Raw genomic sequence first — 24,991 nt, forward strand, 5'->3', positions numbered from 1 at the left:
GCTACATTATCGGATATTACTGCCAACTCAGGCCACATCAGTATAACGGTGGTCTAACTCCCAATGAATCAGAACGATTATATTGGGAAAACTCTAAAACCGTGGCCAATTTTAGTTGACCACTACACATTCAATTTGAAGGTGGCAAGGAGAGTTTGATGAAAGTGATTCAAGTTATCTCTTGAAGCATATCGATGCAAAAGCTTAAGGTTGCTAAATATGACCTCATCCAGTATTTCTTCCTCTGTAACCAACTCTAACTCCAAACCTAACTCAAACGCACCTTGAACTTTTGCTTCCCATTCACATTGAAATTCCTCTTTTGAGCTTTCCATATCGGACTTTACTTCGTACAACTTAAATTCACCGGTATCAAATTGAACTAGAAAGTCTGGAACATAGGTATGGGTCTTACCATTGAGACAGTATGAAAATCTTATCGGCTGAGAACAAAATCGAATGATGCTGCGCTCGAAATCAAAATGATAACAAGCTGCACATTCTAAAAAAGATTCTACCGTAACTCTTTTCCCATCTTAGCGCTGACATAACGGTGTATGTTTTTACCTCGTGACTTGGTTAGGTTTCGAGCAGGGGTATCAAACGCACTTTCAAGTTATATGAGGGTCGCAGTAGAAGGGGAAGGTATAGCAGACATAATATTGCCTCTTCGCGATTTTGTCGTAAACTTACCTAAGTCTAGACTATGAAGAGGCAATATCAAATTATGGTTGCACCAAATATCAATATATGGTTGTAAATATCAATTTATGGTTGTTTCAACAGTTGTTAAGACTATTGATTTACTCGCGGCCAAACACGTTATTTTCTTGCTCTTGTACGCGGATAAATGTGGTGCGCTTAGTTAACTCTTTTAACTTAGCTGCACCGACATAAGTACAAGTTGAACGCACACCACCAAGAATGTCTGAGATGGTATCGTGAACGCTGCCACGGAAAGGTAGCAATACGGTTTTGCCTTCCGCTGCGCGGTATTTTGCAACGCCGCCAGAGTGCTTCGCCATTGCAGACTGTGACGACATGCCGTAGAACTTCATGTAGCTCACGCCATCTTTTTCAAACACTTCGCCGCCAGATTCTTCATGGCCTGCAAGCATGCCACCAAGCATGACAAAATCAGCGCCACCACCAAAGGCTTTAGAAACGTCACCTGCGCATGTGCAGCCACCATCACCAATGATACACCCGCCTAATCCGTGCGCCGCATCGGCACATTCAATAATGGCTGAAAGCTGAGGATAACCAACACCTGTTTTCACGCGCGTGGTACAAACCGAACCTGGGCCGATACCAACTTTTACGATATCCGCACCCGCAAGGATGAGCTCTTCACACATGTCACCGGTGACAACGTTACCTGCCGAGATCACTTTATCTGGAAATTGTGCACGCACGCGTTGTACGTAATCGACCAAGTGCTCAGAGTAGCCGTTAGCAATATCAACACAGATGAAAATCAGATCGTCACTAAGCGCCATGATGTCTTTGGTTTTTTGAAAATCAGCATCAGATGTACCAGTAGAAACCATCACATGCTTAAGTGTTGATGTATCGGCGTTTTTAACAAACTCAGCCCAATCAGCTACTGAGTAATGTTTATGAACCGCTGTCATTACATCATGTTCAGCAAGTGACTTCGCCATAGCAAAACTGCCTACCGAGTCCATATTCGCCGCAATAACAGGCACGCCGGACCATTGACGCCCACTATGCTTGAATGTAAAATCGCGGGTTAAATTTACTTGAGAACGGCTTTTTAGTGTTGAGCGCTTAGGGCGAAACAGGACATCTTTAAAACCTAACTTAAGTTCTTGTTCGATACGCATTATGTAATTCCTTGATTAATTGACCATTTGTGTCTCTTTTGCAGAGTGCGTAGTACCTTCGTTGGCAGACGTCAGTACATTTTGGACACAAAAAAACCGGAGCGTTGGCAGACGCTCCGGTTTTCAGCATTATAGGCCCGGATTTCTTATCGGCAAGTCTGATATTTGCATTTTTTTTGTGGTACTATCTCGAAACTTTCATATCCGACACTTCTCAAGTTCATCTCTCTCAAATACTCATCGTATAAATTTTTATTTTTCAATACGTTATTAAAGAACGCATCATTTTAGCGAAAGCTTTCATACAATAAGCAAACGTTACCTTGTTCAGCATTGCGCCGAAAATGTGAGAAAAATCACACTCACAAAAGAGGTGACTCAGACATTTCTATCGGCGATTTTTACAGATTGTGGTGAATTTTTATCATTAATCCATCCGTTTTCGATTTTAGTGACATCCCCCCGCAACTCCTACCATCCCAAAGACATAGTTATTTTGTGGTTTATTTTCTGTGATATTAGGCGTATTTATAGTGAAAATTATAAGTCTAATTAGGAAGAGAACATGATCAACATTGCATTTTTCAGCGCAAAATCTTATGACGCGAGTTCTTTCTCAGAGGTCAGTGATACAAAGATCTTCTCGCTGCACTTTCACGATTTTCGACTCACCCCAGCCACAGCTAAAATGGCCCAAGGATGCACTGTGGTGTGTGCCTTTGTGAATGACGACTTAAGTCGCCCAGTATTGAGCCAATTGTATGAAAATGGGACGAGGCTTATCGCAATGCGCTGTGCCGGATTTGATAAAGTCGATCTCGATGCCGCAAAAGAGCTGGGTATTCAAGTGGTGCGAGTGCCCGCATATTCACCAGAATCGGTGGCAGAGCACACTGTAGGAATGATGATGTGTTTGAATCGCCGCTTTCACAAGGCATATCAGCGTACCCGAGACGCTAACTTCTCATTAGAGGGGTTGGTCGGGTTTAACTTCTTCGGTAAAACCGCGGGAGTTGTTGGCACAGGAAAAATTGGTATTGCCACAATGCGCATTTTGAAAGGGTTGGGAATGAAGGTACTGTGCTTCGACCCTTATCAGAACTCTCTGGCGATTGAACTCGGTGCAACTTACTGCAGCCTTGAGGAAATCTACCAACAAAGTGATGTGATTACGCTTCACTGCCCAATGTCTCCAGAGAACTACCATTTACTCAACAGCCACGCATTTTCCCAAATGAAAGATGGCGTGATGATTGTAAACACCAGCCGAGGTGAATTACTCGATTCAGTTGCAGCAATTGAAGCACTGAAACAAGGTCGTATCGGCGCTCTTGGTTTAGATGTTTACGACAATGAAAAGGATCTTTTCTTTCAAGATAAGTCGAATGATGTGATTGTCGATGATGTATTCAGACGCCTATCGGCTTGCCACAATGTACTATTTACGGGACATCAAGCCTTTTTGACTGAAGATGCACTACACAATATCGCTCAGACAACTTTGGATAACATTCGTTCCTTTGCAAACAATCAACGTTGCGGAAATGAGCTTGTAACGCTTGATTAATTAAACCCATCACTAATATGAAGCCTCCTTGATGAAACCCCAAAAGGAGGCTTCGAAATCATTAACACCCTGATTCTATGAACGTATTTGTAAAGAGGCTAACGCTTCAGATGTGGCATCCTGTATTGATAAAAACAATGAGTTAATTTTACCCGTCGTGGTTCGCATCGGGTTTAAAGTAATGCTTTGGTACATATAATCAGCTTGCTGAGTGACAGGGCGAACATTACGACATTTGAAGAGATATGGGCGCTGCTGCCAAGTAATAAAACTACGACAACCTAAGTCATACACAGGTTTAGTTTTGAGCTTAAACCACTCTTGGGGGATTTCAGGAAACAGTTCAAAAATGGTTTTACCAATCGCATCGTGCCCTTGAATACCACTGTGATGTGTCATGAATCCATTCCACACTTGCACTTCGTAATCACGATTAATCACGATCAGCCCCATATCGACATTCTGCACCATATCCACCATCCAGTGGAACTGTTCAAATTCTGCAGGGAGATTCATCGTTAAAAATCCTCCATCAAGTACGCTAATTTACTGTCTAGCAACGGAAGAGACTCATCGACAAACATAAAGAGCAAGTCACAGCGGATCGTCGTTTGATCAATGTTGTAGCTCACTTCAAACGTCATCGTTTTTTTAAATGATCCAGCGGTTGAATTGATCACAGAGTCAATGGAGATGTGTTGCCCAAGCAATACTGGAGAGCTTTGAAAAAAACGCACCTCCGATTGCTCGCCTAATCCATTCAGAAAAGAACCAACTAATATGTTTGATACATCCATTAACAGTTCTAATTCTTCAAGATCTTCACTGTCTGCTGGCACTTTCATTAATTTTTTCAGATCAGAAACACTGGAATCACTCAAGAGCACCAGTGCTTCACCTGCAATGCCTTCACCGCTAAAGCCTTGACATACACCAGAAACTTGATCATTTTCCGCCAAGTCACGAAGTGCCATATGTAGCTCACTCACTTCAAAAATATTGACGTTTGGTAGCGGTAAATGAACAAATACATCAAAGTGCCGCGCCAGAGCATCAGCTGCTCGACCAATCGAAACGTTCGCAACTTCCATATAGATGTCACGACGTTTTAAGATAGGTAGTTCAACAGAGATAGGCGTAACGATACGAGGCTGTGTTGGCGGTTCGACTAACTCTCGTAGTACGCTATTTAACACGTCCTTATCAATCGGCTTTTGAATAAAAGCACGCGCCCCTAACGCCAATACTCGCTCTTTCGCTTTCGGCTGTATATCACCAGAAACAACAACAACAGGCGTTGTCATCCCTCTGCGTTGCATCTCTTCTAGCGTTCCATAGCCGTCCAGTTCAGGCATAGTTAAATCGAGGAACATTAATTTAAAATCATGCTCTTCAAGATTTTTGATGCCATCTAAACCATGGACTGCGAAAGTAATATCGGCGTTTAGAGAGGTGGGAAGTGAACGAGCCATCTGCTTCCGAGCCAGTGCAGAGTCATCACAGATGAGTACGGGGAAAGACATGTAATCACCTTCTATTTATTAATTCGATAAATAGAGTGTATACCTAAACCTCGCGTAGATGCGAGTTGCGCAAAAAATTAATTAAAAAGTTTTAGGGATTATAAAAGGCTACACACTCAAGCGAAACATCGGTTAGCAAGCAGCAATGCTCGCTCATTTCAACCTCATAGTGAGGGCCAGAAGGTCAGTACAGCAATCCGCAACACAATAGCGGTAACAATGAATGCCACTCCCAAGCGGTACCACTTATATTCCTCAATTGACATGGGAATGCGACGATAAAACATCGTGATGACACCTTTCCAGTCATGGCTACGTTTACCATACCGCACAATACTCGTCAGGATAAAAATGATACCCAGTATTAAGATAACTTTCTCTGCCCAAAATAATCCAATGCCCATAGTACTTCCTTGTTCAGGAGATAAATAATCATTGCCAATAGTGTATATCGAAAAGATGAGCGCCACTCTTGGACAAAAGTCTAAAGTGCAAAAGCACCAAAAGGGCCCTGTGAGGAAGCCCTTTTGCATTAACAGAAATAATTTAGTTCACTATCACATTAAGCATCTTACGCGTAAGGACTCTATGCATTAAGTGCGCTACGCGTGATGCGCCGTTGTTTTAGAGATTGCAGAGGTTAATTTATCTCGATAACTGAACCAGAGGTATGTCACGACAATAGAGAAGAAGAGATACGACAAAGCAAAGATAAAAGGCGATGTGATCAATTGCGCCGATATCCCCCACGCAACACCGATAATGGTCACTGTCAATTTAGCAAGAAGCCCGCAGATGAGAAGAAAAAGGGCAAACTCCGGCACTTTAGTACTTCGAAACGCAAACCAGTAACAGCTGCCTACTGCGAGTGACGCGATGTAAAGCCCAAACAAAAATGAATGAAAGTGATCAGCAGAGGCCACACCCGCCGAGACAGACGCCATTAAAATCAGTATTAGTTTCATGTTGTAAACCTCTCTTTTTATGAGAAAGTATCCATTCATTTTCGAAAACTCAGTTTACATACATTTTCCTCCATTAAATAAGAATTTCAAGTTCAAAAAATAAGCAATTTTTCCTTATTGGCTTAGAATAAAACAATTGTTAATCAGTGGTTAACAACAGAAAACCCAAAAATTAGATGGGACATAGCATTACCAAAAAAAACACTTCAAAATGGAACTAATTGTAACAATTATTTAACCGAGTAAATATTTCATTGAAAGTACAAATTTGTGATGTGTACAGCGCAACGTTCCGAGTTGTCGCCAAAACAACTTAAAGATGCTATTTGATAGGGAAAAATTGCCTCAGTTTTGAGGAGAATCATTCAGCCAAAAAAGAGAGCCATTAAATAGGAAAGTAAACCTAACCCTTCTCCTCACTCAATGAACATTGGCCAGTAATAAACGGCTTCAACCATCGAACTCATCTGACCACTAAATCTGACTAAAACTTCAACTATGTCAATGAGTAATAGAATAGTAATGTTAATTTCAAGCCTCATCATAAGAAAATGCAACATAGAGCATAAAACCTAACAATTTTAAGAAAGTTTTTCGAGTTTTATCGAGTTATGATTGACAAGATAAAAGTTTGAACTAGACTTTGCACTAGCTAGAAAGCAGTTCTTTGTATACACATACGTCTCGTTGGATTACTTGTAACTCCCCCGTCGTGTCGTACGCAATAGCAATCTACTTTTCCACGCTATCCGCGCCGTATTCGGCTGTAAAATTTTTTTTGATTTTGGGTATAAAAATGGCTAACACAGTTACTGGTACAGTAAAATGGTTCAACGAAACTAAAGGTTTCGGTTTCATTCAACAAGAAAACGGTCCAGACGTATTCGCACACTTCAGCCAAATTAAAGGTGACGGTTTCCGCACTCTTGCTGAAGGTCAAAAGGTAGAGTTTGAAGTAGCTCAAGGTCAAAAAGGCCCTCAAGCTGAAAACATCCGCCTAGTATAATTTTTTACTAAGTATTCTAATAGCCAGCAATTTGCTGGCTATTTTCGTTTTTACCTCTTGGCATTCTTCCAATGGCTCTTAAACCGACAATCTATAAGTTCCGTATTGCGCTGACGGATACTAATCGCGATCATTATGACTCTTTAAATCTCACCATTGCTCAGCATCCTTCAGAAAGCAACGAACGAATGATGGCACGCATTTTGGCGTTTTGTCTTAATGCTTCACCCGAGCTAACATTTACTAGAGGACTTTCTTCCATTGAAGAACCTGACCTCTGGCTAAAATCATTAGATGACCAAATTCAGCTCTGGATTGAAGTCGGCGAACCCGATGCTGATCGCATTAAAAAAGCCACACGGCTTGCAAAACAGGTGAAAGTCTACAGCTTTAACACGAAATCACAGGTTTGGTGGGAGCAGAACAAGGGAAAGTTCTCTCACCTCAATGTCGATCTATTTCGCTTTGATGCTGCAGCGATTGAAAAACTCTCTACTTCCTTGAACCGAGGTATGGATATTTCAGTGATGATTAGTGGCTCTTCTATTTTTATTGATAGCGATAGCCATTCCGATGAAATTACTTGGCAAGCACTACAAATAAAAAGTGATCATTAATTCCCAGCCCACTTTTCAGTATCTATACCCAAACAACTTGAAGTTGCAGGTAGACGGCAAGTGAGCTCATCCCCATGAGCATAGATGAACTATGTGATTGGGGTAAGCGAACGTAACCAACACCGCTGAAGCTTTAAATGTGAAGGTATAGGCCCTTAAAAGAGCCTAGATTGAGATAAAGCTTTATACTTTATAAATAGGCGTGTGGACCAAAGACTTCGTAATGGATACGCTCTCTTGCTACGCCAAGCAATTCAAGCTGTTCAACAATGAACTGCATAAAACCAACGGGGCCACAGATATAAAAATCCCCCTGTGTTAGCGGCAGTTGCTCGCAAACTTCATGCAAGATCATAGAACCTTGCTTGGCTGGTGTTTGCTCACTTTCCAGATACCAGACCACTTGCTGCCATGATGGATGCACCGCCATTAATGTCGCGGTTTCATCAATAAAGGAGTGTTGTGATAAATTGTTGCAAGCATGCAGATACGTCACCTCTTTTTTTCCTACTGACGCAAGCTGTTGAAGTATGGCTTGCATTGGTGTTGCCCCGACACCTGCAGAGATAAGTACAACGGGAGCGAGCTTCTCAACATAGAAAAAATCACCCGCTGGCGCATAAAGTTTCACTCGACTGCCTTTTTCAACATAATCATGTAAATAGTTAGAGACTGTCCCAGGATGTCCAGTATCCACGCCTTCACGCTTCACAGAAATGCGGTAGTTTTTTCCATTGGGTTTTTGTGACAAGGAATATTGACGAATTTCACTGTATGACGCACCTTCCGGCTTAAGTTCAATCCCAATATACTGACCAACCTGATAATCTAATACTGCTTTGCCATCAGCAGGCTCAAAGATAAAGCTAGTGACGAATTCAGACTCTTTCACTTTATCTTGCAACACAAACTCACGCGCATTCTCCCAACCACCGATCGCCTGCTTACGCTGTAAATACAACTCCCCTTCTCTATCAATAAAGACTTGCGCTAAAAAGAGATAAGCCGCCGTCCATGCTGCTTCAACGTCAGGAGTAAAGGCATCGGCAGCAAGCTCTCGCAACGTTTCAATAAGGTGATGACCGACGATTTGATAGTGCTCTGGCTGAATGTTAAAGCTGGTGTGCTTTTGGGCAATACGTTCCACTGCACTGGTTAATGCGGCGAGATTTTCAATATTTTTCGCATACGCGGCAATCGCCTCAAACAGTGCAACGCCCTGACGGCCAGTATGTTGATGGGTCATATTAAAAATATCTTTTAGCTCAGGATTGTGAGTAAACATTCTCTGATAGAAATGAGCCGTAAGCGCTGACCCGGCAGATTCAAGCAAAGGAATGGTACTTTTGACAATGGCGATGTGTTGATTATTGAGCATATTGAGCTTTCTCCTCAGATTTTATAAATGGCGAATTAGATTCGCTCTGATACTGAAGCTTGTATAGCACAAAGCATACCAACATTAATCTATTGATTTTTAAATAAAAAATAAAAAATCATTAAATAATCAGGTCAAAATAACACTTCAAAAAATGTCATTATGACACTACAATATCTAAAAACATCACCTGAGTGCTTACCATGCAAGATTTTTCCATCTCTACCTTGATTGAAATGACCATAGGACTCGCAAGTGGTTTGAATGATCAAGATAGGTTCAATCGCCTGCTTGATGCGATTCGTAAAACCATTCAATGCGACTGTGTGATGCTGCTTTCACGCAAAGGTGATTTGTTAATCCCCCTTGCGATGCAAGGTTTGACTCGCGATACCTTAGGCCGACGCTTTTTAATTGATGAACATCCGCGCTTTAGTGAGATTTGCCACGCTGATGGGCCGGTTATTTTCGATGCGAATTCATCACTACCCGATCCTTTCGATGGTTTATTAATGGATCATGATGGCGACCTTCCCATGCACTCTTGTATGGGCCTGCCCCTTTTGTTTGGTGACAAACTGCTCGGTATCTTGACGCTTGATAGCCTTAATCCCAACATGTTTGAGCATATTCCCAAACGCAGCCTAGAAGCGTTGTCGGCAATCGCGGCCTCTACCTTGAAAATGGCACTGACCTTTTCTCAACTTGAAGCACAAGCCAAACAATCACAGCAACGCTTAGAAGAGCTGAATGAAGAAGCATGGGACAGAGAAGGTGGAGAGATCATCGGTTCAAGTGCATCGATGCTGGCCATGAAAGCCGATTTGGAAGTGGTTGCCCCTTCTAATTTCAACATTTTAATCCATGGTGAAACGGGTGTCGGTAAAGAGCTGGTCGCACGAACACTGCACCAACTATCAGCGCGTAAACGCCAACCCCTTATTTATGTCAACTGCGCCGCAATTCCAGAAAACTTGGTCGAAAGTGAACTATTTGGCCACGTCAAAGGAGCTTTTACTGGAGCAGAACGGCATCGCTTAGGCAAGTTTGCATTAGCCGACGGTGGAACCTTATTTCTCGATGAAATCGGTGAACTGCCACTGGCTGCCCAAAGCAAGATTTTACGTGCATTGCAGAACAATGAAATTCAGCCCGTAGGACAAGATCATGTCCAAACTATTGATGTACGGATATTGGCAGCGACAAATCGAGATTTAAAGCAAGAGGTGGAAGCGGGAAGATTCCGAGCCGATCTTTACCATCGACTCAGCGTATACCCTGTTCATATCCCTCCGCTAAGAGAGCGAAATGGTGACGTTACCTTGTTGGCAGGTTATTTTTTAGAGCAAGCGCGTCGCAAGCTCGGTATCACACAGCTCAAAATCGATCCCAACGCACTGGCTGGGTTACTCAACTACTCATGGCCCGGTAATGTTCGCGAATTAGAACACGTGATCAACCGCGCAGCGCTGAAAGCACGAGCCAGACAAGGCTTACAAGCGTTGATCACCGTCAACAGCTACGACATAGGCGAGTTAGATTTCAGCCTACCTCTGGTTAACACGCAAAGTACGTTGAGCGACACAGAAACCACAGCGAAGGTGTGGCAACGTGGGCTGCGAGAAGCAACGGATGAATATCAGCGTAAATTGATCAGTGAAGCATTGACCCAATCCGATTTCAATTGGGCAAAAGCGGGAAGATTATTGCAAGTGGATCGCGCGAATCTCACTCGGCTTTCAAAACGCTTAGGGATTTCGGTGAAAAAAACACACGCAATTGAGCGTTAATCTCACTTTCATCACTAATATATCTTTTCTCACCCAAACAGTAATTGCAGGTAAGACGCTCACCATACTGTGTGAGCGCTCATTATTCGGCGGTTAGCTACCCACTTTACTCGGCAGCACTTCTGTTGCAACTAAAGCGCGTGGAAATGCGTTTTCATATGCTTGCATAAAGTCTTGGCGGATCAGTTGCTCTAAATGGTTGGCCCGCTCTGTTGGGCAAAAAATCATGAAATGCACGATCTGTTCTCCTGCGGCTGCGCTGCTGATCTGAATGTGCGGCTCAGCACTGGGTAAATCTACACCCGCATGTTTTTCAATCATGCTGTTATAGCGCCTTGCAACATCAATAAAGTGGGCAAAGTGGCTCTCAATCTTTTCATGCATAATCGGTAATAAAGGATACAAATTTACAAATTCAGGCACTACTATCGAAAAGTTATGAAACACATAACGCTTCATAAAATTAAGGTTTTTTACCGGAAACGAGAAGAACATACTGTTTGGCAAGGTCGCGGTTTTTCCAGTGTAGTGGTATTGACCATGATTCAAGTCGATTTCTTGGATCACGGTTGCCATCAAGTTGTGTTCGATCACTTCACCGCTCAGTTTTCCGACTTCAATCCAATCCCCGATACGAAATGAGCGAGAGCTCGCTCGCTGAATTGAACCCGTAAAACACAAGATGATCTCTTTTGATGCGACTACAATGGCGACCGCTATCGCAGTCACTGACAGTGCAAATTCGTTGATCTCCGATTGCCACAATACGAAGAGGATGACCAAAGTAAACGCAAAGGTGCCATTCTTGGTGCGTGACATCCATTTACGCTGCTTTTCGGTAATCAGTGCGACATCGCCACGAATTTGAGAAAGCACAACTCGCCGCGTCAAAATAATCAACGTTATGATTAAAATACTAAACACCAATTTATGAGTGATAAGAAAGTCCCACACCGCGACCACTTTCTCCATATCAATCCCCTTCTTTTATTTTTATGCATAATGAGCAGCAACACATCTAAGCCACTAGAGAGCAGCAGATTGAGATCGTGTTAGAAATTTTAGAAAGGTATTGTAACTGAGTGAATAGTTAACGTCGGCATAAGGCGCAATTATTATGCGCCCTGTCATAGCTTTGGAAGAGAAACTCCCTTTGAGATTGGCGAAAGGAAAGGTTTGTTATCAGTGTTGATTCGCCAACGCTGTCTTTTCAGCCAGTTTTACAATCACGTTTACCGCTTGTTCCATCCCTTCAATGGTAATGAACTCATGAATACCATGAAAATTATAACCGCCAGTGAAAATATTAGGGCATGGCAGGCCCATGAATGAGAGCCTCGCACCATCCGTACCACCTCGAATAGGTTTGATCAGCGGTTCAACATCACAAGCAATCATGGCTTGTTTAGCCAGTTCAATGACTTGTGGATGAGGCTCGACCATCTCTTTCATATTGAAATAGCTGTCCGTCACAACCAACTCAACTCGTCCTTTCTCAAGACGGGCATTTAACTGGTCCACTTGCTGCTGCATAAACGCTTTACGAGCTTCCAAGCCTTCTCGTTCAAAGTCTCTAATAATGTAACCCAAGGTTGAGCGAGCCACACTCATCTCTGCGGATTTTAAATGGTAAAAGCCTTGATAGCCCTGCGTGGTCTCTGGGGTTTGATCGGCTGGCATCATAAGCTGAAATTGTGCGGCGATGTTGATGGCATTCACCATTTTATCTTTCGCGGTCCCAGGGTGAACATTCACGCCATAGCAAATAACATCGGCGCTCGCCGCATTGAAATTCTCATACTCCAACTCACCCACCGGGCCACCATCAATGGTATAAGCCCACTGTGCGCCAAACTTCTCCACATCAAATAAGTCCGCGCCCCGGCCGATCTCTTCATCGGGAGTGAAACCGATACAAATATCACCATGTGCGATGCTTGGGTCGGCAATTAACCTCTCAATGGCCGTCATAATTTCAGCGATGCCTGCCTTATTATCGGCACCAAGCAGTGTGGTGCCGTCAGTCGTGATCAGATTGTAACCATGCAGTTGATGCAAATCCGGGTATTGAATAGGTGACAGCACCTCATCCCCTTTACCTAAAGCAATGTCTCCGCCTTGATAATTCTCCACAATTTGCGGCTTAACGTGTTTGCCTGACGCGTCTGGCGCGGTATCCATATGTGCAATAAAACCAATCGCAGGAACAGGGTAATCAACATTCGATTGCAACTTCGCCATAACATAGCCGTGTTCATCAACCGTAGCATCGGTTAAGCCTAATGCGATTAATTCTTCATGCAGTGTATGGGCAAACGTCATTTGCCCTACGGAACTCGGGCAACGGCGGCTGGCAGGGTGAGATTGAGTATCAAAAGAGACATAACGCAAAAAGCGTTCAACAAGATTTTCCATAGCAAGCACTCAATAAGTTAGCATGTCAGCGTATCGCCTATGTTGGGATACGCAGTTAATTGCAAGCTATACTACGCGCTCATCAGAAACGGAATTTGCTATAAATCAGCTTTTCAGCAATTACTGAGGTGTCAATCATTCAAAAAAGGGATCAAAAATGCCCACCGCAGTGAGCATTGAGAGAAGCAAACAGGGCGTTTAAAGCAGAATGAAAATGCCCGCTAGACATGCACTCATTAAGTTAGCTAGCGTACCTGCAATCACCGCTTTAATACCTAAATTCGCGACTTCTGCACGGCGTTCAGGAGCGATAACCCCGATAGAGCCTAATTGGATCGCGATAGAACCAATATTGGCAAAGCCGCACAGAGCAAAAGTAATAATAACTTGGGTGTGTTCCGATAACAGCGCTTTGTGGTCAACAAAATCAATGAAAGCCACAAATTCGTTCATAACCACTTTTTGCCCAATGTAAGAGCCCGCCATCAAGACTTCATGGCTTGGTACACCAATCAGCCAAGCCAGTGGTGAAAATAGATAACCGAACAGCAGTTGTAAGGTAATGCCGTTCAAACCCAATAACTCACCGAAACTTTCAAGCCCAGTGTTAACCATCGCAATCACGCTCACAAATGCAACCAGCATTGTACCGACGGCCACCGCCACTTTCATGCCATTCATCGCCCCGCTCGCCAGTGCGTCAATCACATTACTTTCTTGCGCTTTATCCATCTCAATATTGGTTTGATCAAGTGGAACATCGCGCTCTGGTACGATGATTTTTGCCATCATCAAACTGCCGGGTGCCGCCATAAAACTGGCTGCAATAAGGTATTTAAGCTCAACACCTAGACCGGCATAGCCACCCAACACGCTACCTGCGACAGAGGCCATGCCTCCGGCCATGACGGCAAACAGTTCTGAACGTGTCATGCGCGACAAAAAGGGACGCACAAGCAGTGGTGATTCGCCTTGTGAAAGGAAAATGTTACCCGTAGCAACCAGAGATTCTGCTTTGCTCGTACCTAAAAATTTTTGAATACCACCACCGATAAACTCGATGACTTTTTGCATGATACCAAGGTAATAAAGGGCAGAGATAAGAGCGCTGAAGAAAATGATGATAGGCAGAACACGAACAGCAAAAATAAATCCGGAATCGGCTAAATCACCGAATAGAAAGCGGATTCCTGCATCGGCGAAACCCAGCAAACTCGACACACCACCGCTGATGCTGGCTAGTGCGCTTTGTCCCCATGGGAAGTAGAGCACCAGCGCGGCAAAACCAACTTGCAGCAATAAAGCACGTGATACGGTTTTCCAATTGATGAAAGATCGATTTTCAGAGAGCAGGTAGGCGCAAGCGATCAGCGCTAAAATGCCGACGAGGCCAAAAAGAATATTCATTGTATTTACCTAGTTTGAAATTTGGAAATAAGGGTAGAACCAAAAAACTTGGCAAAGGAGGAATCATTGTCCTTTTGCACAACAAAAGCATGACAAAAAGAGGGGTATGCGAACATATTGTTCATCTAAGATCACCTTATACAAGCAGAGGAACTTAGCTGGTCCAGTCCTTGGGGTCATTCACATTTCCGTGTGACGGCTTGTATGGGTTGAGCACCGGCTCATAACCGGGCGGAAAGTATAGCGAACAAAATGAGAGTTTCATCACATATTTTTACGCAAACGTTCAAGCGCTCATTTATTCGACAGTTATTCTAAAAAAACATCAAACACAGGCAAGATTGGATAGAAAATAAACAAAAAAAATATGGAATTTTCATCACAAATTTAAACTAATTTAACTATATAAAAACGAATAATTGGTATTTCTGCACTTTGCCAACTAGCTTTAAGAGAGTCACTTTCAAGAGACTGAAACGGTTTCGAATAAAAATCACTAGCAACGTCACGCCTCTTGCGGTCAACACTGACCCAAGAGGCATTTTTATTGGACAAAGTCACTGTAGTGCAACAGCGTGAGGCGAAAACTAGTTTACAACCTCAATATCGGTTTCAGGAATACAACAACACGCTAAAGCGAAACCAAGATGACGTTCATGTTCAGGCAGTGCTGGAACGTCAGGTTGATGCACTTTGCCCGACTGCACAGTCACCTTGCACGCACCACAGAACCCTGCTCGGCAACTGTTGGCAATCGCAATGCCAGCGGCTTCGGCTTGATCTAATAAGGTCGTTTGGTTATTACCCTCAAATACATGGCCATTGACGCTCAGTTGTAACGTTTTCAGCTCAGCTGCGACAGTGTGCGCCACACCAAACGCTTCTTGGTGGTAAGATTCTTCCGCAAGCCCTTTTTTCAACAATAAGCTTTTTGCTTTCTGCATAAAACCATCAGGCCCACACACAAACACTTGGCGAGCAGTCACATGTTGGATTTGCTTAAGGTGAGATAAAGAGAGCCGGCCTTTCAGCCCAAACCAATCGACTGGAGATTGAGTAAGAGAAATGAAGACTTTCAACCCCGGATGTCGCTGCTTAAGCGCTTCAAGTTCAACACGGCAAGGAATATCCTCAACGCTGCGGCATTGATGATAAAAGACCACATCTTGAATTTGTTGATTATCGGCAAGATAGCGCAACATCGATAACATAGGCGTCACGCCACTTCCAGCCGACAACAGTAACAACGGTTGTTGGTGCTGAGTCGACAGATGAAACGAGCCATCCGGTGATTGCGTGGTCAATGTACTTCCTACCTGCAAGTGATCAAGCAACCAGTTAGAAACTCTACCGCCATCAATACGTTTGACTGAAATCGCTAACCGACCCGGGCGCGATGGGCTAGATGACAAAGTGTAGCGGCGCGCCACGTTCTCGCCATCGATCACAACTTCGATTGGTAGGTGCTGCCCAGGTTGATAATTTGGCATTTCACCCTTTTTCGGCTCTAGCCAGAACGTGACAAAATCACGCGCAATCGCTTCACGCTCAACACAAGTCATCACATGGTGACTCATGCCCAAATCTCGATAAAACTCTTTCTCTTTGTACTCAAGCACCTCAACGCTGTCGCCAACTCGAATCATCCCCTCATTTTTTGCGACTAAATTTTGCCCAAAAAACACCCCACCTCTTTCGTTGGCACGAAATTGTGACAAGGTTCTTAGCGGCTCCTTGGTTGGACGAAAAGCCCCTTTATTCACATCAACAGTAGTGAGAATACAGCGTTCGCAAGGTTTTACCGCTTCAAATTCTACCTCACCAATTCGGATCCGCTTCCAGCTGTCTTCAGCGAAAGGCTCATCGGTTCGTACCACTAGATTGGTACGAAATTGATCCATGCTGTGCACTTCAGGGCTGCGGCGATTGAGTTCATCAAGTGAAGCTTGGCTGATGACCAGCACTGGATAGCCATCAGCAAAACTGACATTGTGACCCACTTTTTCACGCATTCGGTTTGATTGCTCTCCGGTAAACAGCAACTCAACACGCTGGCCTAACACTTGGCTAAACCAATCATCCGCTTCATCGGTTGTGGTGTAAGCGGTAAAGTTATCGTCCCACACTTGCGCTGGAGAAGGTTGCATTTTGAAATCTGCATAACGCAGTTTTAACGGAGATTGGTTCACCGCCGTGAAGATCAAACCATCCGCAACCAGTATTGAATTCACCTTAACCATATTTGGATACTTACGTGCAGTGACCATTGAACCATCAGCTAACGCGATCATAAAGCGCCGATCAAAAGCCAGCCCCTGTTTTTCAACCCAAGCGGTGGACTGCGAGAGGCCACCTATCGATTTGACTGGGTAGACGTTAATTTGTGAGAGTTGAGCTGACGACATGGCCTATCCTTATGCTTTTTTGAAGGTATTTTTATAACGCGATGATAATGGAAATCGCCAAAGCTGGCTAACCCTATGGAAAATAAAAGGATGAAATTCACCCCTGTTTCCTCTATCATCCTGTCGCTTAAACGTAAGCGATTGCGCGCACATTAAAAGCGAAGCCCGTTTAAGCTCCAATCAATTTATTTTCCGGTGGGAGCAACCAATGAAAACATTAACGATTACTCGTCCAGACGACTGGCATGTTCACTTACGTGATGGTGATGTGTTGGCCGATACAGTACGAGACATCAGTCGCTACAACGGCCGCGCACTGATCATGCCCAATACGGTCCCGCCAATCACCACCACAGAATTAGCATTAGCGTACCAACAGCGCATCATGGCGCAAAAACCACGTGATTCTTTCAAGCCACTCATGGCGCTTTATCTCACCGATAACACGACACCTGATGAGATCCGCAAAGCCAAAGCTTCTGGCGCTGTCGTGGCAGCCAAACTTTATCCGGCTGGGGCGACCACCAATTCAGATTCTGGCGTAACCTGCGCTCAAAATATTTACCCTGTATTGGAAGCGATGCAAGACGTTGGCATGCTGCTGCTGATTCATGGCGAAGTAACTGCTCACGAGGTGGATATTTTTGACCGAGAAAAAGCCTTCCTCGATACAGTGCTTGCTCCTATTGTTAATGATTTCCCAAATCTGAAAATAGTGTTAGAACACATCACCACCGCCGATGCTGCCGAGTTTGTACAAAATGCGAACCAGAATGTAGCGGCAACGATCACGGCGCATCATCTACTGTATAACCGCAATCACATGCTTGCTGGTGGTATTCGCCCTCATTTTTACTGTTTGCCAATCCTTAAGCGCAACACCCACCAGCTTGCGCTGATTCAGGCAGCGACATCGGGCAATAAGAAATTTTTCTTGGGTACTGATTCTGCGCCTCATGCCAAAGGCAAAAAAGAAGCCGCTTGCGGCTGCGCTGGATCGTACACAGCGCACGCAGCCTTGGAGTTATACGCAGAGGTGTTTGAGCAAGTTGGTAAAATTGGCAACCTTGAAGCGTTTGCCAGTCACAATGGCCCTGATTTTTACGGCCTACCTCGTAATAACGACACCGTTACTTTGGTCAAAGAAGAGTGGCCAGTTGCTGAAAGTATATCATTTGGCTCAGATATTGTGGTGCCGATCCGCGCCGGTGAAACGGTCGCGTGGGCAGTAAAATAGCCCATTAATGCATCAAAAAGGGAAGCCGCGGCTTCCCTCTCTTTATCATTATCATTTTTGCACCACACAGCGCTTATCTCAGCTTAGGCTGACGCTCTAACAGCACCATCACTTCGCTATGATCGGTATGTGGAAACATATCAAACCATTGCAGTTTTTTGGGTAAGTAGCCCACCATACCTTGCATATCAGTGATCAGCGTTTGCGGGTTACAGCTTGAGTAAATGATGTGTTTGGGTGATAAAGCCACCAATCGCTCAACTAATTCAGCTCCTAAACCACGACGCGGAGGGTTGACTAGCACCAGCTCAGGCGCGATTGATTGAGCCTGTGAGAATTGGGCAGAATCCAGCGCAGCAAAGTCTAAATTGGTAATGCCCATCGTCTTGGCAGAGCGTTTAGCACTGGCGATCGCTTCTGGTTCAATTTCAATTCCTGTGACTGCCGTAGTTGGACTGGCACAATGTAGGGCAAAACCGCCCACGCCACAAAACAGATCCCACATGTGACTTGGGTTTATCTCTCTCACCCAATCACTCGCCGCCGCGTACAACTGCTTCGCTACATGCGGGTTGGTTTGGAAAAAACTTTTCGGGCGGATAACCATAGGCACCTGATTAAACTGCTCAATCAAATACTCACGCTCGGTTAAAAAAATCTCTTCTTCACCTTCTAGGCGCGCCATGTGGATGGGTTGAAGGTTAACTGAGACGACGCGAATGGTTGGAAACTGCGCCTGAAGCCGCGCGAGGTTTTGCTCAACTCGGCCTAAAGCTTCGCGGCTTCTCAGTACGAAACGCAGCATAAACTCACCTGAATATTCGCTGCGTGTGAGCAATATGTATTTGAGTTCGCCTTTCTTCTTGGCTTTATTATAGGGAGGAATACCCGAGCTACGGATCCAATCTTGTAGATAAGTTAATAGCGCTTGTGTCTCTTGTGGGTAGAGAGCACATTGCACTAACGACACGGGCGTTGATTGCCCATCAACCATGGATTCAACACCCAAGATCGGTGCATGAGCCGCGCCAAGAGCCACCATTTTCGCTTTGTTACGAAAACCCGTCTCTTCACTTATGACAGGTTCTAGCCACTGCTGTGGCATCTGCGTTGAAAACAGAGCTTTTAGTGCCAAATCTTTGCGCTTCACCTGCTCTGAATAAGAAACCGCGCAATGAGTACAAGAACGGCACAGCTGTTGATCAAAAAACGCACACTGCATAATGGGAACTGCCAAAAACGAAAAGCGCTAGTCTATTCGTCTGCGGGCAAATCACCATTCAATATGATTATCATCACCATAAAAAAAATTAATGGGACGGTTTCAATTTACTCACCATCCCCCACACTGCAACCACAGCCAGCCCGGCGAGTAAACCAACGAAACCATTAAGCAAGGTTGGCATCACTACTGTTAATAAAGAGAGTTCAGCAACGGCTGCAATCACAGGTTCAAGCACGTGGTGAATAAAAGGAATGTTGTGCACCACAATGCCACCGCCCACTAAAAACATCGCGGCGGTACCCACTACAGTTAATGCTTTCATGAGCTTAGGCGCGAAACTGATCAACCCTTTACCAAAGCGAGCACGCAGCCCTGCGCCATCTGAAGTGCGCTCTAGGTAGAAACCTAAATCGTCCAATTTCACAATGCCCGCCACCAAACCATAAACGCCGATGGTCATGACCACTGCAATCAAACTCACCACTAAAATTTGTGTCACCATGCTATGGCCTTGCACTGTCCCCAACGCAATTACGATGATCTCGGCCGATAAAATAAAATCGGTCCGAATCGCACCAGCGACTTTACGTTTTTCATAGTCATCAATCGATACGTCAGTGAGCATGCGCTCATCCGCATCAGCGGTGCTGTGATGGCTGGAGTGAAACACTTTTTCTAAGATTTTTTCTGCCCCTTCAAAGCAGAGAAAAAGTCCACCGACTAACAAGAGCGGCATTATCAGCCAAGGGGCTAATGAGCTCATCAGCAAGGCAGCGGGAACCAAAATTAATTTGTTGCGAAATGAGCCTTTAGCCACTGCCCACACCACTGGGATCTCTCGTTCAGCGGCAACACCAGACACCTGCTGAGCATTGAGCGCCAAGTCATCCCCCAATACGCCTGCCGTTTTTTTCGCGGCCATTTTTGACATCAACGCCACATCATCGAGCACGGTTGCAATATCATCAAGAAGGGTAAGTAAGCTCGCGCCTGCCATGCAAATTCTCTCTTATTCATTTTCATTATTCAAAGCGTGACAAAATGTAACACCAAGCGCTGATGAAGGGAAACACAGCGATAAGAATCCCACCAACAGTGCTGACGCTTCAAGTAGCAAAGCAGTAAAGCAGTAAAGAACACTAGCTCAGTGACTGAGTATATTCGGCTGGCAATTGAGCCAGAGCGCTCTGTAACGCGGCGAAGCAGTCAGGATCAATGGCAGTATGTAGATTCTCTTGCATGATCAAAAGTGCTTTATCAATTGGCATCGCGGAGCGATAAGGGCGTTCCGCGCTGAGAGCATCAAAAATATCGGCCGTCGTGATGATTCGAGTCATCACGCTGATCTCATCACCGTTTACACCACGCGGATAGCCAGTACCATCGAGTTTCTCATGATGCGCCCCTGCCATACGTGCCAACGTCTTAAAGGGCGATAATTTCTGCAAGATTTGTTCAGTAAACGCGGCATGTGCCTGAACGGCTTTCCACTCCATATCGTCTAACTTACCGGGTTTATCTAAAATGGCATTACTGACCCCTAACTTACCAATGTCGTGCAGTAATGCCGCGCGTCTCAACCAAGATCGATCAGTTTCCGAAATGGCTAATTGTCGTGCGATTAAATCAGTATACACAGCCACTCGTTCACTGTGCCCTGCGGTATAGGGGCTTTTTGCATCAACAATCTTGCCAAATGCCGTGACGATACAGTCTAAATACGCTTCATCCAAAGGCTGATGCGCTTGTGCTGGTGGTAAATGCATCACTCGCTGGCTGATATCAGAGGCTTTGAGGCTAGCCACAAAGTGCGGGTTATCCACCAACTGTTCAATAATCTCAACCAGTTGTGGGTCAAACCATACACCACTACGCTCTGTAACCTCGCGTATTGCTTCGTCCAAATCATGTTCCATTTGAAAAACGTCAAACACTTGAGCTAATAACGCAATCCGCGAGAAAAGGGGGATGGCTTCACCTTTTAGCTGTTGAGGACGCCCTTGACCATTCCAATGTTCATCCAGTGAGTGGATCCCCTGCGCGACGACTTCGCTAAATCGCAACTCTCGCGCCACATCAGCCCCACGAGTACAACGAGTTTGAATAAGCTCTTGTGCATAATCATTACCATTTTTCAAAATGTCGATGGTAGTTAAAATACGTTCTGCCCAGCTCTGCTCTGAACCGGTATTTTTGACGATAAAGTTAATCACACTCGATAGACTGGTTCCGACGGTTTTATAACGCCGTTTGAAAGCGAGATCATCAGTGGCATACAACTCGCAAATTCGCGCGGCGTTGCTACTGCAGCCCGCATCTTTCAATAGCAAGGTAAAAAACAGATCATGCAGCTCAGCCTGATCGAGCTCTAATTGCATGCCAATATGCATACCAACCCAGCAACAACGAATGCAGTGCTCCGGTGGTTGGCCTTCCGTCATGTCTAAGGCGGTCGTTAGCGAAATCATTAGTTCAGAAAGGGGGAAACTATTCTCCAATCGTGTTCTCACTCAATTGCATTGGTCTGGTTGCAGTTTAGATGTGACCGCTCGGTTTAGCCAATGATTTACCTCAGTTATCAGGCCAGAGTTGGACTATTTCCTTGCTCTAACAAACCTGCATTGCCCCAAAACAGGTTGAGGTAATGAACCCTGTTAACGGGCTGTGGTAAATCCAGCTTGGTATTTTTGATTGCTCTTGACACTCACACCTCTTACTCTGTGGGCAACTAGTCAGAAAGGAACCCTCATGTACTCTGTTTATACTTATCCTATCGGTACGCCAGGCACACCTTGGCAAGCAGCAGAACGCGAAGCGTGGCTCGCGCAAACGACGATTAAACGAGAATATCAGCAAGAAGTCGTGCCGAAAATTAACGCTTTGGCAACGGATTTTGAGATAGAGCAATACGGTGCACTATCAATAGACAAAGATCGCTACCCATTATTTGCCTTAAAAAGTCGCTCATGGAACCCTGACAAACCAACGGTGTTGATCACAGGTGGTGTACACGGTTACGAAACCAGCGGAGTGCACGGCGCGTTGCAGTTTTTAGCGACTCAAGCACAGCAGTATCAATCTCATTTCAACATTGCCGTTGCCCCGTGCGTAAGCCCTTGGGGCTATGAAACGATCAATCGTTGGAACCCATCAGCGCTTGACCCTAATCGCTCATTTTACGCCAATAGCCCAGCCGAAGAGTCGGCAAGCTTAATGCGCTGGGTCGCAAGCTTAGGTGACGTGTTGGTGCATATTGATTTACATGAAACTACAGACAGTGATGAAAGCGAGTTTCGCCCTGCACTCGCAGCGCGCGATGGGATTAGATATGAAGCCGATACGATTCCCGATGGGTTTTATACTGTCGGCGATACGGAAAATCCGCAGCCAGAATTCCAAGCAGCCATTATTGAATCGGTACGCAAAGTCACGCACATTGCACCAGCCGATAATAAAGGCGAGATCATCGGCTCTCCCATCACTCAAGAGGGAGTAATTAATTACTCAATGAAAGCATTAGGGTTATGCGGTGGCATCACAAATTGCTACTTCGGCACCACCACCGAAGTGTACCCAGATAGCCCAAAAGTCACAGCGCAAGAGTGTAATGACGCACAAGTCGCCGCCATTGTTGGCGCTTTGGACTACGTGTGCCGCTAAAACGATAAAACACCCAACCCCCTATGTCATGGATTCATGAATAATAGACGTTGTAAAAAATTACCAAATTAAGTCTAAGGCACTTCTTTATAGTTTGATCAGGATGAAGTGCCTACATACGCTTAAGCAATATTATAACAAGCGATTTTTATACTGTTCCGGCGTTTGGCCGGAGTATTTTTTAAACATAGTAATAAAAGGACTGGCTTGGTTGTAGCCAAGAGTTAATGCTACCTCTTTCACTGAATGCCCTGTGCGCAGTAAATCCATGGAATAGAGATAGCGTACTCTTAATCGCCATTCGGTAAAACTCATCCCTAGTTCCGTTTGGCAATGACGCGCTAATGTTCGCTCTGTGGTATGTACTTTTTCAGCCCATAAAGCCAATGTCGTATCATCGGTCGGGTTTTCTTCTACCGCCGCTAGAATCGGGGCTAAATATTTGTGATTAGTGGAAGGCAAAAAATGATGCTGCGTTTCTTGCGTTGCTAATTGGTCGAGCAATACTTGAACTAAACGTTTATCTTGCGCGTTTTGAGCCACACTGATTTCACGCGATCGGAAATCCTCAATGATGGCAGAAACGATGGGCGTCACTTTTATCAAACTGGTGTGCTTGGGAAAACCATGGGTGAGAGCCCGATCAATATTGAGCGAACAATATTCAATTGGCTTACGATTATAGCTGCAGTGTTTCACCCCCGCAGGAACCCAAATCGCGAGATGAGGCGGTGCGAGAAATCGCGTTTCTTGCGCTTCCATTTCCAAAATCCCGCCGGAAATTAGCTGCACTTGTCCCCATGGATGGCTATGAGTTCGCGTTTCTGTGTTTGACAAAAACGCATCGAAATTCATAAAGACATCCGATGGCGCACTGTCAATCGATAATGAAGGGTGAAGATTTCTGGGCGCTTTTTTCAAACTTGTCTTCCTATCGCTCGCAATGTCGTTTTGGAGATATATATAATTATAGAGACCTGCCACACTATACTCCAAAGCACAATTTGCGACGAGGCTCACATGGTATATCTTCTTCCACTATTCACGGTTCTAATTTGGGGTGGTAACTCTATCATCAACAAGCTCGCCGCAGAAACCATTGAACCAAGTGCGATGAGTTTTTATCGCTGGTTTGTCGCGATGCTGTTGCTAACCCCCTTTTGCTTACCTACCGTGATCCGTCAATGGGTAATCATCAAACCCCATTTAACTAAACTGGCTTTTTTAGCCATGTTAGGCATGGTACTGAATCAGTCTCTTGGCTATTACGCAGGGCTAACGACTACTGCATCAAATATGTCGTTGATCACTTCGCTGGTACCACTGCTCAGTGTGTTCATCAGCGTTCCTCTGCTCCATAAGCGCATTTCAGCTTTGAGTGTTGTCGGAGGGGTCCTCTCTCTCGCAGGGCTTGCTTTTATGCTAGGTCAAGGCGATATGAGCTTCTTCTTGCATCAAGATATTACACATGGTGATGCATTAATGGTGGTGGCTGCAACCGTTTACGCACTTTATTGTGTGTTACTTAAACGGTGGAAAATGCCGCTAAGCAATTGGACGCTTATTTATATGCAAGGGTTGTTTGCTGTCTTAATGCTGACACCATTATGGTTGACCAGTAAACATCTCCTACCCACGGAAGGCTCACTGCCCCTAATCGCTTACGCTTCCGTCGCTGCATCCTTATTGGCTCCATGGATGTGGGTAAAAGCGATCGATTTAATTGGTGCAGACTCTAGTGCGATGTTTATGAATTTGTTGCCTGTGGTGGCGGTTTCGCTTGCCACAACCCTGTTAGGTGAAACAGTGCAAAACTACCATCTTTTAGGTGGAACGATGGTAATTTCCGGGGTTATTTTATCCCAAATAAAACTGACAAAAAGCCGTACAACAGCTATCGAGGGCGCAATACAACCATAAAATTGAGCATCTAGCATCGATTCGAGCTA

21 protein-coding genes and 1 pseudogene are annotated in these 24,991 nt (G+C 44.7%); 7 read left to right on the forward strand and 15 right to left on the reverse strand.

Annotation, left to right across the window (positions count from 1 at the left end):
- Window positions 1–128 precede the first annotated feature (128 nt).
- Both AACV32_RS07985 and AACV32_RS07990 read right to left on the reverse strand, forming a co-directional pair.
- Window positions 129–658, reverse strand: a pseudogene (locus tag AACV32_RS07985) (Tn7 transposase TnsA N-terminal domain-containing protein); the annotation flags it as partial.
- Window positions 659–803: 145 nt separating this feature from the next.
- Window positions 804–1,847: a GMP reductase gene (locus tag AACV32_RS07990; RefSeq protein WP_017046019.1), complete on the reverse strand. Its 1,044-nt coding sequence runs from the start codon at window positions 1,845–1,847 to the stop codon at window positions 804–806.
- 565 nt (window positions 1,848–2,412) lie between these two features.
- Here AACV32_RS07990 and AACV32_RS07995 point away from each other — a divergent pair.
- On the forward strand, window positions 2,413–3,414 hold the full coding sequence (locus AACV32_RS07995) for a 2-hydroxyacid dehydrogenase (protein WP_170894874.1): 1,002 nt from the start codon (window positions 2,413–2,415) through the stop codon (window positions 3,412–3,414).
- A 75-nt stretch (window positions 3,415–3,489) separates the two neighbouring features.
- Here AACV32_RS07995 and AACV32_RS08000 read toward each other — a convergent pair whose 3' ends face one another.
- The 4 genes from AACV32_RS08000 to AACV32_RS08015 form a co-directional block, all read right to left on the reverse strand.
- Window positions 3,490–3,930 carry a PAS domain-containing protein gene (locus AACV32_RS08000; RefSeq protein WP_017047143.1) on the reverse strand — a complete coding sequence of 147 codons (441 nt, stop codon included), beginning with the start codon at window positions 3,928–3,930 and terminating at the stop codon, window positions 3,490–3,492.
- A gap of 2 nt (window positions 3,931–3,932) precedes the next feature.
- Window positions 3,933–4,937, reverse strand: a complete 1,005-nt coding sequence (locus tag AACV32_RS08005; protein ID WP_170894875.1) for a response regulator — start codon at window positions 4,935–4,937, stop codon at window positions 3,933–3,935.
- 164 nt (window positions 4,938–5,101) lie between these two features.
- Window positions 5,102–5,341: a hypothetical protein gene (locus AACV32_RS08010; protein WP_017046015.1), complete on the reverse strand. Its 240-nt coding sequence runs from the start codon at window positions 5,339–5,341 to the stop codon at window positions 5,102–5,104.
- A 198-nt stretch (window positions 5,342–5,539) separates the two neighbouring features.
- Window positions 5,540–5,902, reverse strand: coding sequence for a hypothetical protein (locus tag AACV32_RS08015; RefSeq protein WP_026028668.1), 363 nt, complete (start codon window positions 5,900–5,902; stop codon window positions 5,540–5,542).
- A 796-nt stretch (window positions 5,903–6,698) separates the two neighbouring features.
- Here AACV32_RS08015 and AACV32_RS08020 point away from each other — a divergent pair.
- Window positions 6,699–6,908, forward strand: a complete 210-nt coding sequence (locus AACV32_RS08020) for a cold-shock protein (RefSeq protein WP_010318975.1) — start codon at window positions 6,699–6,701, stop codon at window positions 6,906–6,908.
- Window positions 6,909–6,979: 71 nt separating this feature from the next.
- Window positions 6,980–7,525, forward strand: a complete 546-nt coding sequence (locus AACV32_RS08025) for a YaeQ family protein (RefSeq protein WP_170894876.1) — start codon at window positions 6,980–6,982, stop codon at window positions 7,523–7,525.
- A 190-nt stretch (window positions 7,526–7,715) separates the two neighbouring features.
- Here AACV32_RS08025 and hmpA read toward each other — a convergent pair whose 3' ends face one another.
- The gene (hmpA, locus tag AACV32_RS08030; protein WP_170894877.1) at window positions 7,716–8,903 is read right to left on the reverse strand and encodes an NO-inducible flavohemoprotein; all 1,188 of its coding nucleotides are present in this window, start codon (window positions 8,901–8,903) and stop codon (window positions 7,716–7,718) included.
- 203 nt (window positions 8,904–9,106) lie between these two features.
- On the opposite strand from hmpA, the gene norR reads away from it, so the two are divergent.
- On the forward strand, window positions 9,107–10,693 hold the full coding sequence (gene norR / locus AACV32_RS08035; protein WP_170894878.1) for a nitric oxide reductase transcriptional regulator NorR: 1,587 nt from the start codon (window positions 9,107–9,109) through the stop codon (window positions 10,691–10,693).
- Window positions 10,694–10,786: 93 nt separating this feature from the next.
- Here norR and AACV32_RS08040 read toward each other — a convergent pair whose 3' ends face one another.
- From AACV32_RS08040 to AACV32_RS08055, 4 genes are all read right to left on the reverse strand, one after another.
- Window positions 10,787–11,665 (reverse strand): mechanosensitive ion channel family protein, encoded by an 879-nt coding sequence (locus AACV32_RS08040; protein WP_170894879.1) that lies wholly within the window; start codon window positions 11,663–11,665, stop codon window positions 10,787–10,789.
- Between the two features lie 210 nt (window positions 11,666–11,875).
- Entirely contained in the window at window positions 11,876–13,108 is a 1,233-nt protein-coding gene (pepT, locus tag AACV32_RS08045; RefSeq protein WP_088729747.1) for a peptidase T, read from the reverse strand.
- Between the two features lie 198 nt (window positions 13,109–13,306).
- A complete protein-coding gene (locus tag AACV32_RS08050) occupies window positions 13,307–14,515 on the reverse strand; it encodes a NupC/NupG family nucleoside CNT transporter (RefSeq protein WP_013868046.1) in 1,209 nt (402 codons plus the stop codon).
- Between the two features lie 587 nt (window positions 14,516–15,102).
- Complete coding sequence (locus AACV32_RS08055; protein ID WP_170894880.1) at window positions 15,103–16,920, reverse strand: hybrid-cluster NAD(P)-dependent oxidoreductase; 1,818 nt, start codon at window positions 16,918–16,920, stop codon at window positions 15,103–15,105.
- A 208-nt stretch (window positions 16,921–17,128) separates the two neighbouring features.
- On the opposite strand from AACV32_RS08055, the gene pyrC reads away from it, so the two are divergent.
- Complete coding sequence (pyrC, locus tag AACV32_RS08060) at window positions 17,129–18,157, forward strand: dihydroorotase (protein WP_170894881.1); 1,029 nt, start codon at window positions 17,129–17,131, stop codon at window positions 18,155–18,157.
- Window positions 18,158–18,230: 73 nt separating this feature from the next.
- Here pyrC and rlmC read toward each other — a convergent pair whose 3' ends face one another.
- The 3 genes from rlmC to AACV32_RS08075 form a co-directional block, all read right to left on the reverse strand.
- On the reverse strand, window positions 18,231–19,379 hold the full coding sequence (gene rlmC / locus AACV32_RS08065; RefSeq protein WP_170894882.1) for a 23S rRNA (uracil(747)-C(5))-methyltransferase RlmC: 1,149 nt from the start codon (window positions 19,377–19,379) through the stop codon (window positions 18,231–18,233).
- Window positions 19,380–19,467: 88 nt separating this feature from the next.
- On the reverse strand, window positions 19,468–20,379 hold the full coding sequence (locus AACV32_RS08070; RefSeq protein WP_170894883.1) for a DUF808 domain-containing protein: 912 nt from the start codon (window positions 20,377–20,379) through the stop codon (window positions 19,468–19,470).
- Window positions 20,380–20,521: 142 nt separating this feature from the next.
- Window positions 20,522–21,850 (reverse strand): HD-GYP domain-containing protein, encoded by a 1,329-nt coding sequence (locus tag AACV32_RS08075; RefSeq protein WP_088718071.1) that lies wholly within the window; start codon window positions 21,848–21,850, stop codon window positions 20,522–20,524.
- Between the two features lie 280 nt (window positions 21,851–22,130).
- On the opposite strand from AACV32_RS08075, the gene AACV32_RS08080 reads away from it, so the two are divergent.
- Complete coding sequence (locus AACV32_RS08080; RefSeq protein ID WP_026028666.1) at window positions 22,131–23,042, forward strand: M14 family metallopeptidase; 912 nt, start codon at window positions 22,131–22,133, stop codon at window positions 23,040–23,042.
- A 132-nt stretch (window positions 23,043–23,174) separates the two neighbouring features.
- On the opposite strand, the gene AACV32_RS08085 is transcribed toward AACV32_RS08080, so the two are convergent.
- Window positions 23,175–23,963 (reverse strand): AraC family transcriptional regulator, encoded by a 789-nt coding sequence (locus AACV32_RS08085; protein WP_026028665.1) that lies wholly within the window; start codon window positions 23,961–23,963, stop codon window positions 23,175–23,177.
- A 99-nt stretch (window positions 23,964–24,062) separates the two neighbouring features.
- Here AACV32_RS08085 and AACV32_RS08090 point away from each other — a divergent pair, with 99 nt between their 5' ends.
- Window positions 24,063–24,962: a DMT family transporter gene (locus tag AACV32_RS08090; RefSeq protein WP_017050312.1), complete on the forward strand. Its 900-nt coding sequence runs from the start codon at window positions 24,063–24,065 to the stop codon at window positions 24,960–24,962.
- Window positions 24,963–24,991 lie beyond the last annotated feature (29 nt).

It is taken from the genome of Vibrio sp. B7 (assembly GCF_963888765.1).
Lineage (GTDB): Bacteria > Pseudomonadota > Gammaproteobacteria > Enterobacterales > Vibrionaceae > Vibrio > Vibrio anguillarum.

Bases quoted from the DNA above. Each gene is read 5' to 3' on its own strand.
- AACV32_RS07990 (WP_017046019.1), bottom strand. From the start codon at position 1,847: ATGCGTATCGAACAAGAACTTAAGTTAGGTTTTAAAGATGTCCTGTTT.
- AACV32_RS07995 (WP_170894874.1), top strand. From the start codon at position 2,413: ATGATCAACATTGCATTTTTCAGCGCAAAATCTTATGACGCGAGTTCT.
- AACV32_RS08000 (WP_017047143.1), bottom strand. From the start codon at position 3,930: ATGAATCTCCCTGCAGAATTTGAACAGTTCCACTGGATGGTGGATATG.
- AACV32_RS08005 (WP_170894875.1), bottom strand. From the start codon at position 4,937: ATGTCTTTCCCCGTACTCATCTGTGATGACTCTGCACTGGCTCGGAAG.
- AACV32_RS08010 (WP_017046015.1), bottom strand. From the start codon at position 5,341: ATGGGCATTGGATTATTTTGGGCAGAGAAAGTTATCTTAATACTGGGT.
- AACV32_RS08015 (WP_026028668.1), bottom strand. From the start codon at position 5,902: ATGAAACTAATACTGATTTTAATGGCGTCTGTCTCGGCGGGTGTGGCC.
- AACV32_RS08020 (WP_010318975.1), top strand. From the start codon at position 6,699: ATGGCTAACACAGTTACTGGTACAGTAAAATGGTTCAACGAAACTAAA.
- AACV32_RS08025 (WP_170894876.1), top strand. From the start codon at position 6,980: ATGGCTCTTAAACCGACAATCTATAAGTTCCGTATTGCGCTGACGGAT.
- hmpA (WP_170894877.1), bottom strand. From the start codon at position 8,903: ATGCTCAATAATCAACACATCGCCATTGTCAAAAGTACCATTCCTTTG.
- norR (WP_170894878.1), top strand. From the start codon at position 9,107: ATGCAAGATTTTTCCATCTCTACCTTGATTGAAATGACCATAGGACTC.
- AACV32_RS08040 (WP_170894879.1), bottom strand. From the start codon at position 11,665: ATGGAGAAAGTGGTCGCGGTGTGGGACTTTCTTATCACTCATAAATTG.
- pepT (WP_088729747.1), bottom strand. From the start codon at position 13,108: ATGGAAAATCTTGTTGAACGCTTTTTGCGTTATGTCTCTTTTGATACT.
- AACV32_RS08050 (WP_013868046.1), bottom strand. From the start codon at position 14,515: ATGAATATTCTTTTTGGCCTCGTCGGCATTTTAGCGCTGATCGCTTGC.
- AACV32_RS08055 (WP_170894880.1), bottom strand. From the start codon at position 16,920: ATGTCGTCAGCTCAACTCTCACAAATTAACGTCTACCCAGTCAAATCG.
- pyrC (WP_170894881.1), top strand. From the start codon at position 17,129: ATGAAAACATTAACGATTACTCGTCCAGACGACTGGCATGTTCACTTA.
- rlmC (WP_170894882.1), bottom strand. From the start codon at position 19,379: ATGCAGTGTGCGTTTTTTGATCAACAGCTGTGCCGTTCTTGTACTCAT.
- AACV32_RS08070 (WP_170894883.1), bottom strand. From the start codon at position 20,379: ATGGCAGGCGCGAGCTTACTTACCCTTCTTGATGATATTGCAACCGTG.
- AACV32_RS08075 (WP_088718071.1), bottom strand. From the start codon at position 21,850: ATGATTTCGCTAACGACCGCCTTAGACATGACGGAAGGCCAACCACCG.
- AACV32_RS08080 (WP_026028666.1), top strand. From the start codon at position 22,131: ATGTACTCTGTTTATACTTATCCTATCGGTACGCCAGGCACACCTTGG.
- AACV32_RS08090 (WP_017050312.1), top strand. From the start codon at position 24,063: ATGGTATATCTTCTTCCACTATTCACGGTTCTAATTTGGGGTGGTAAC.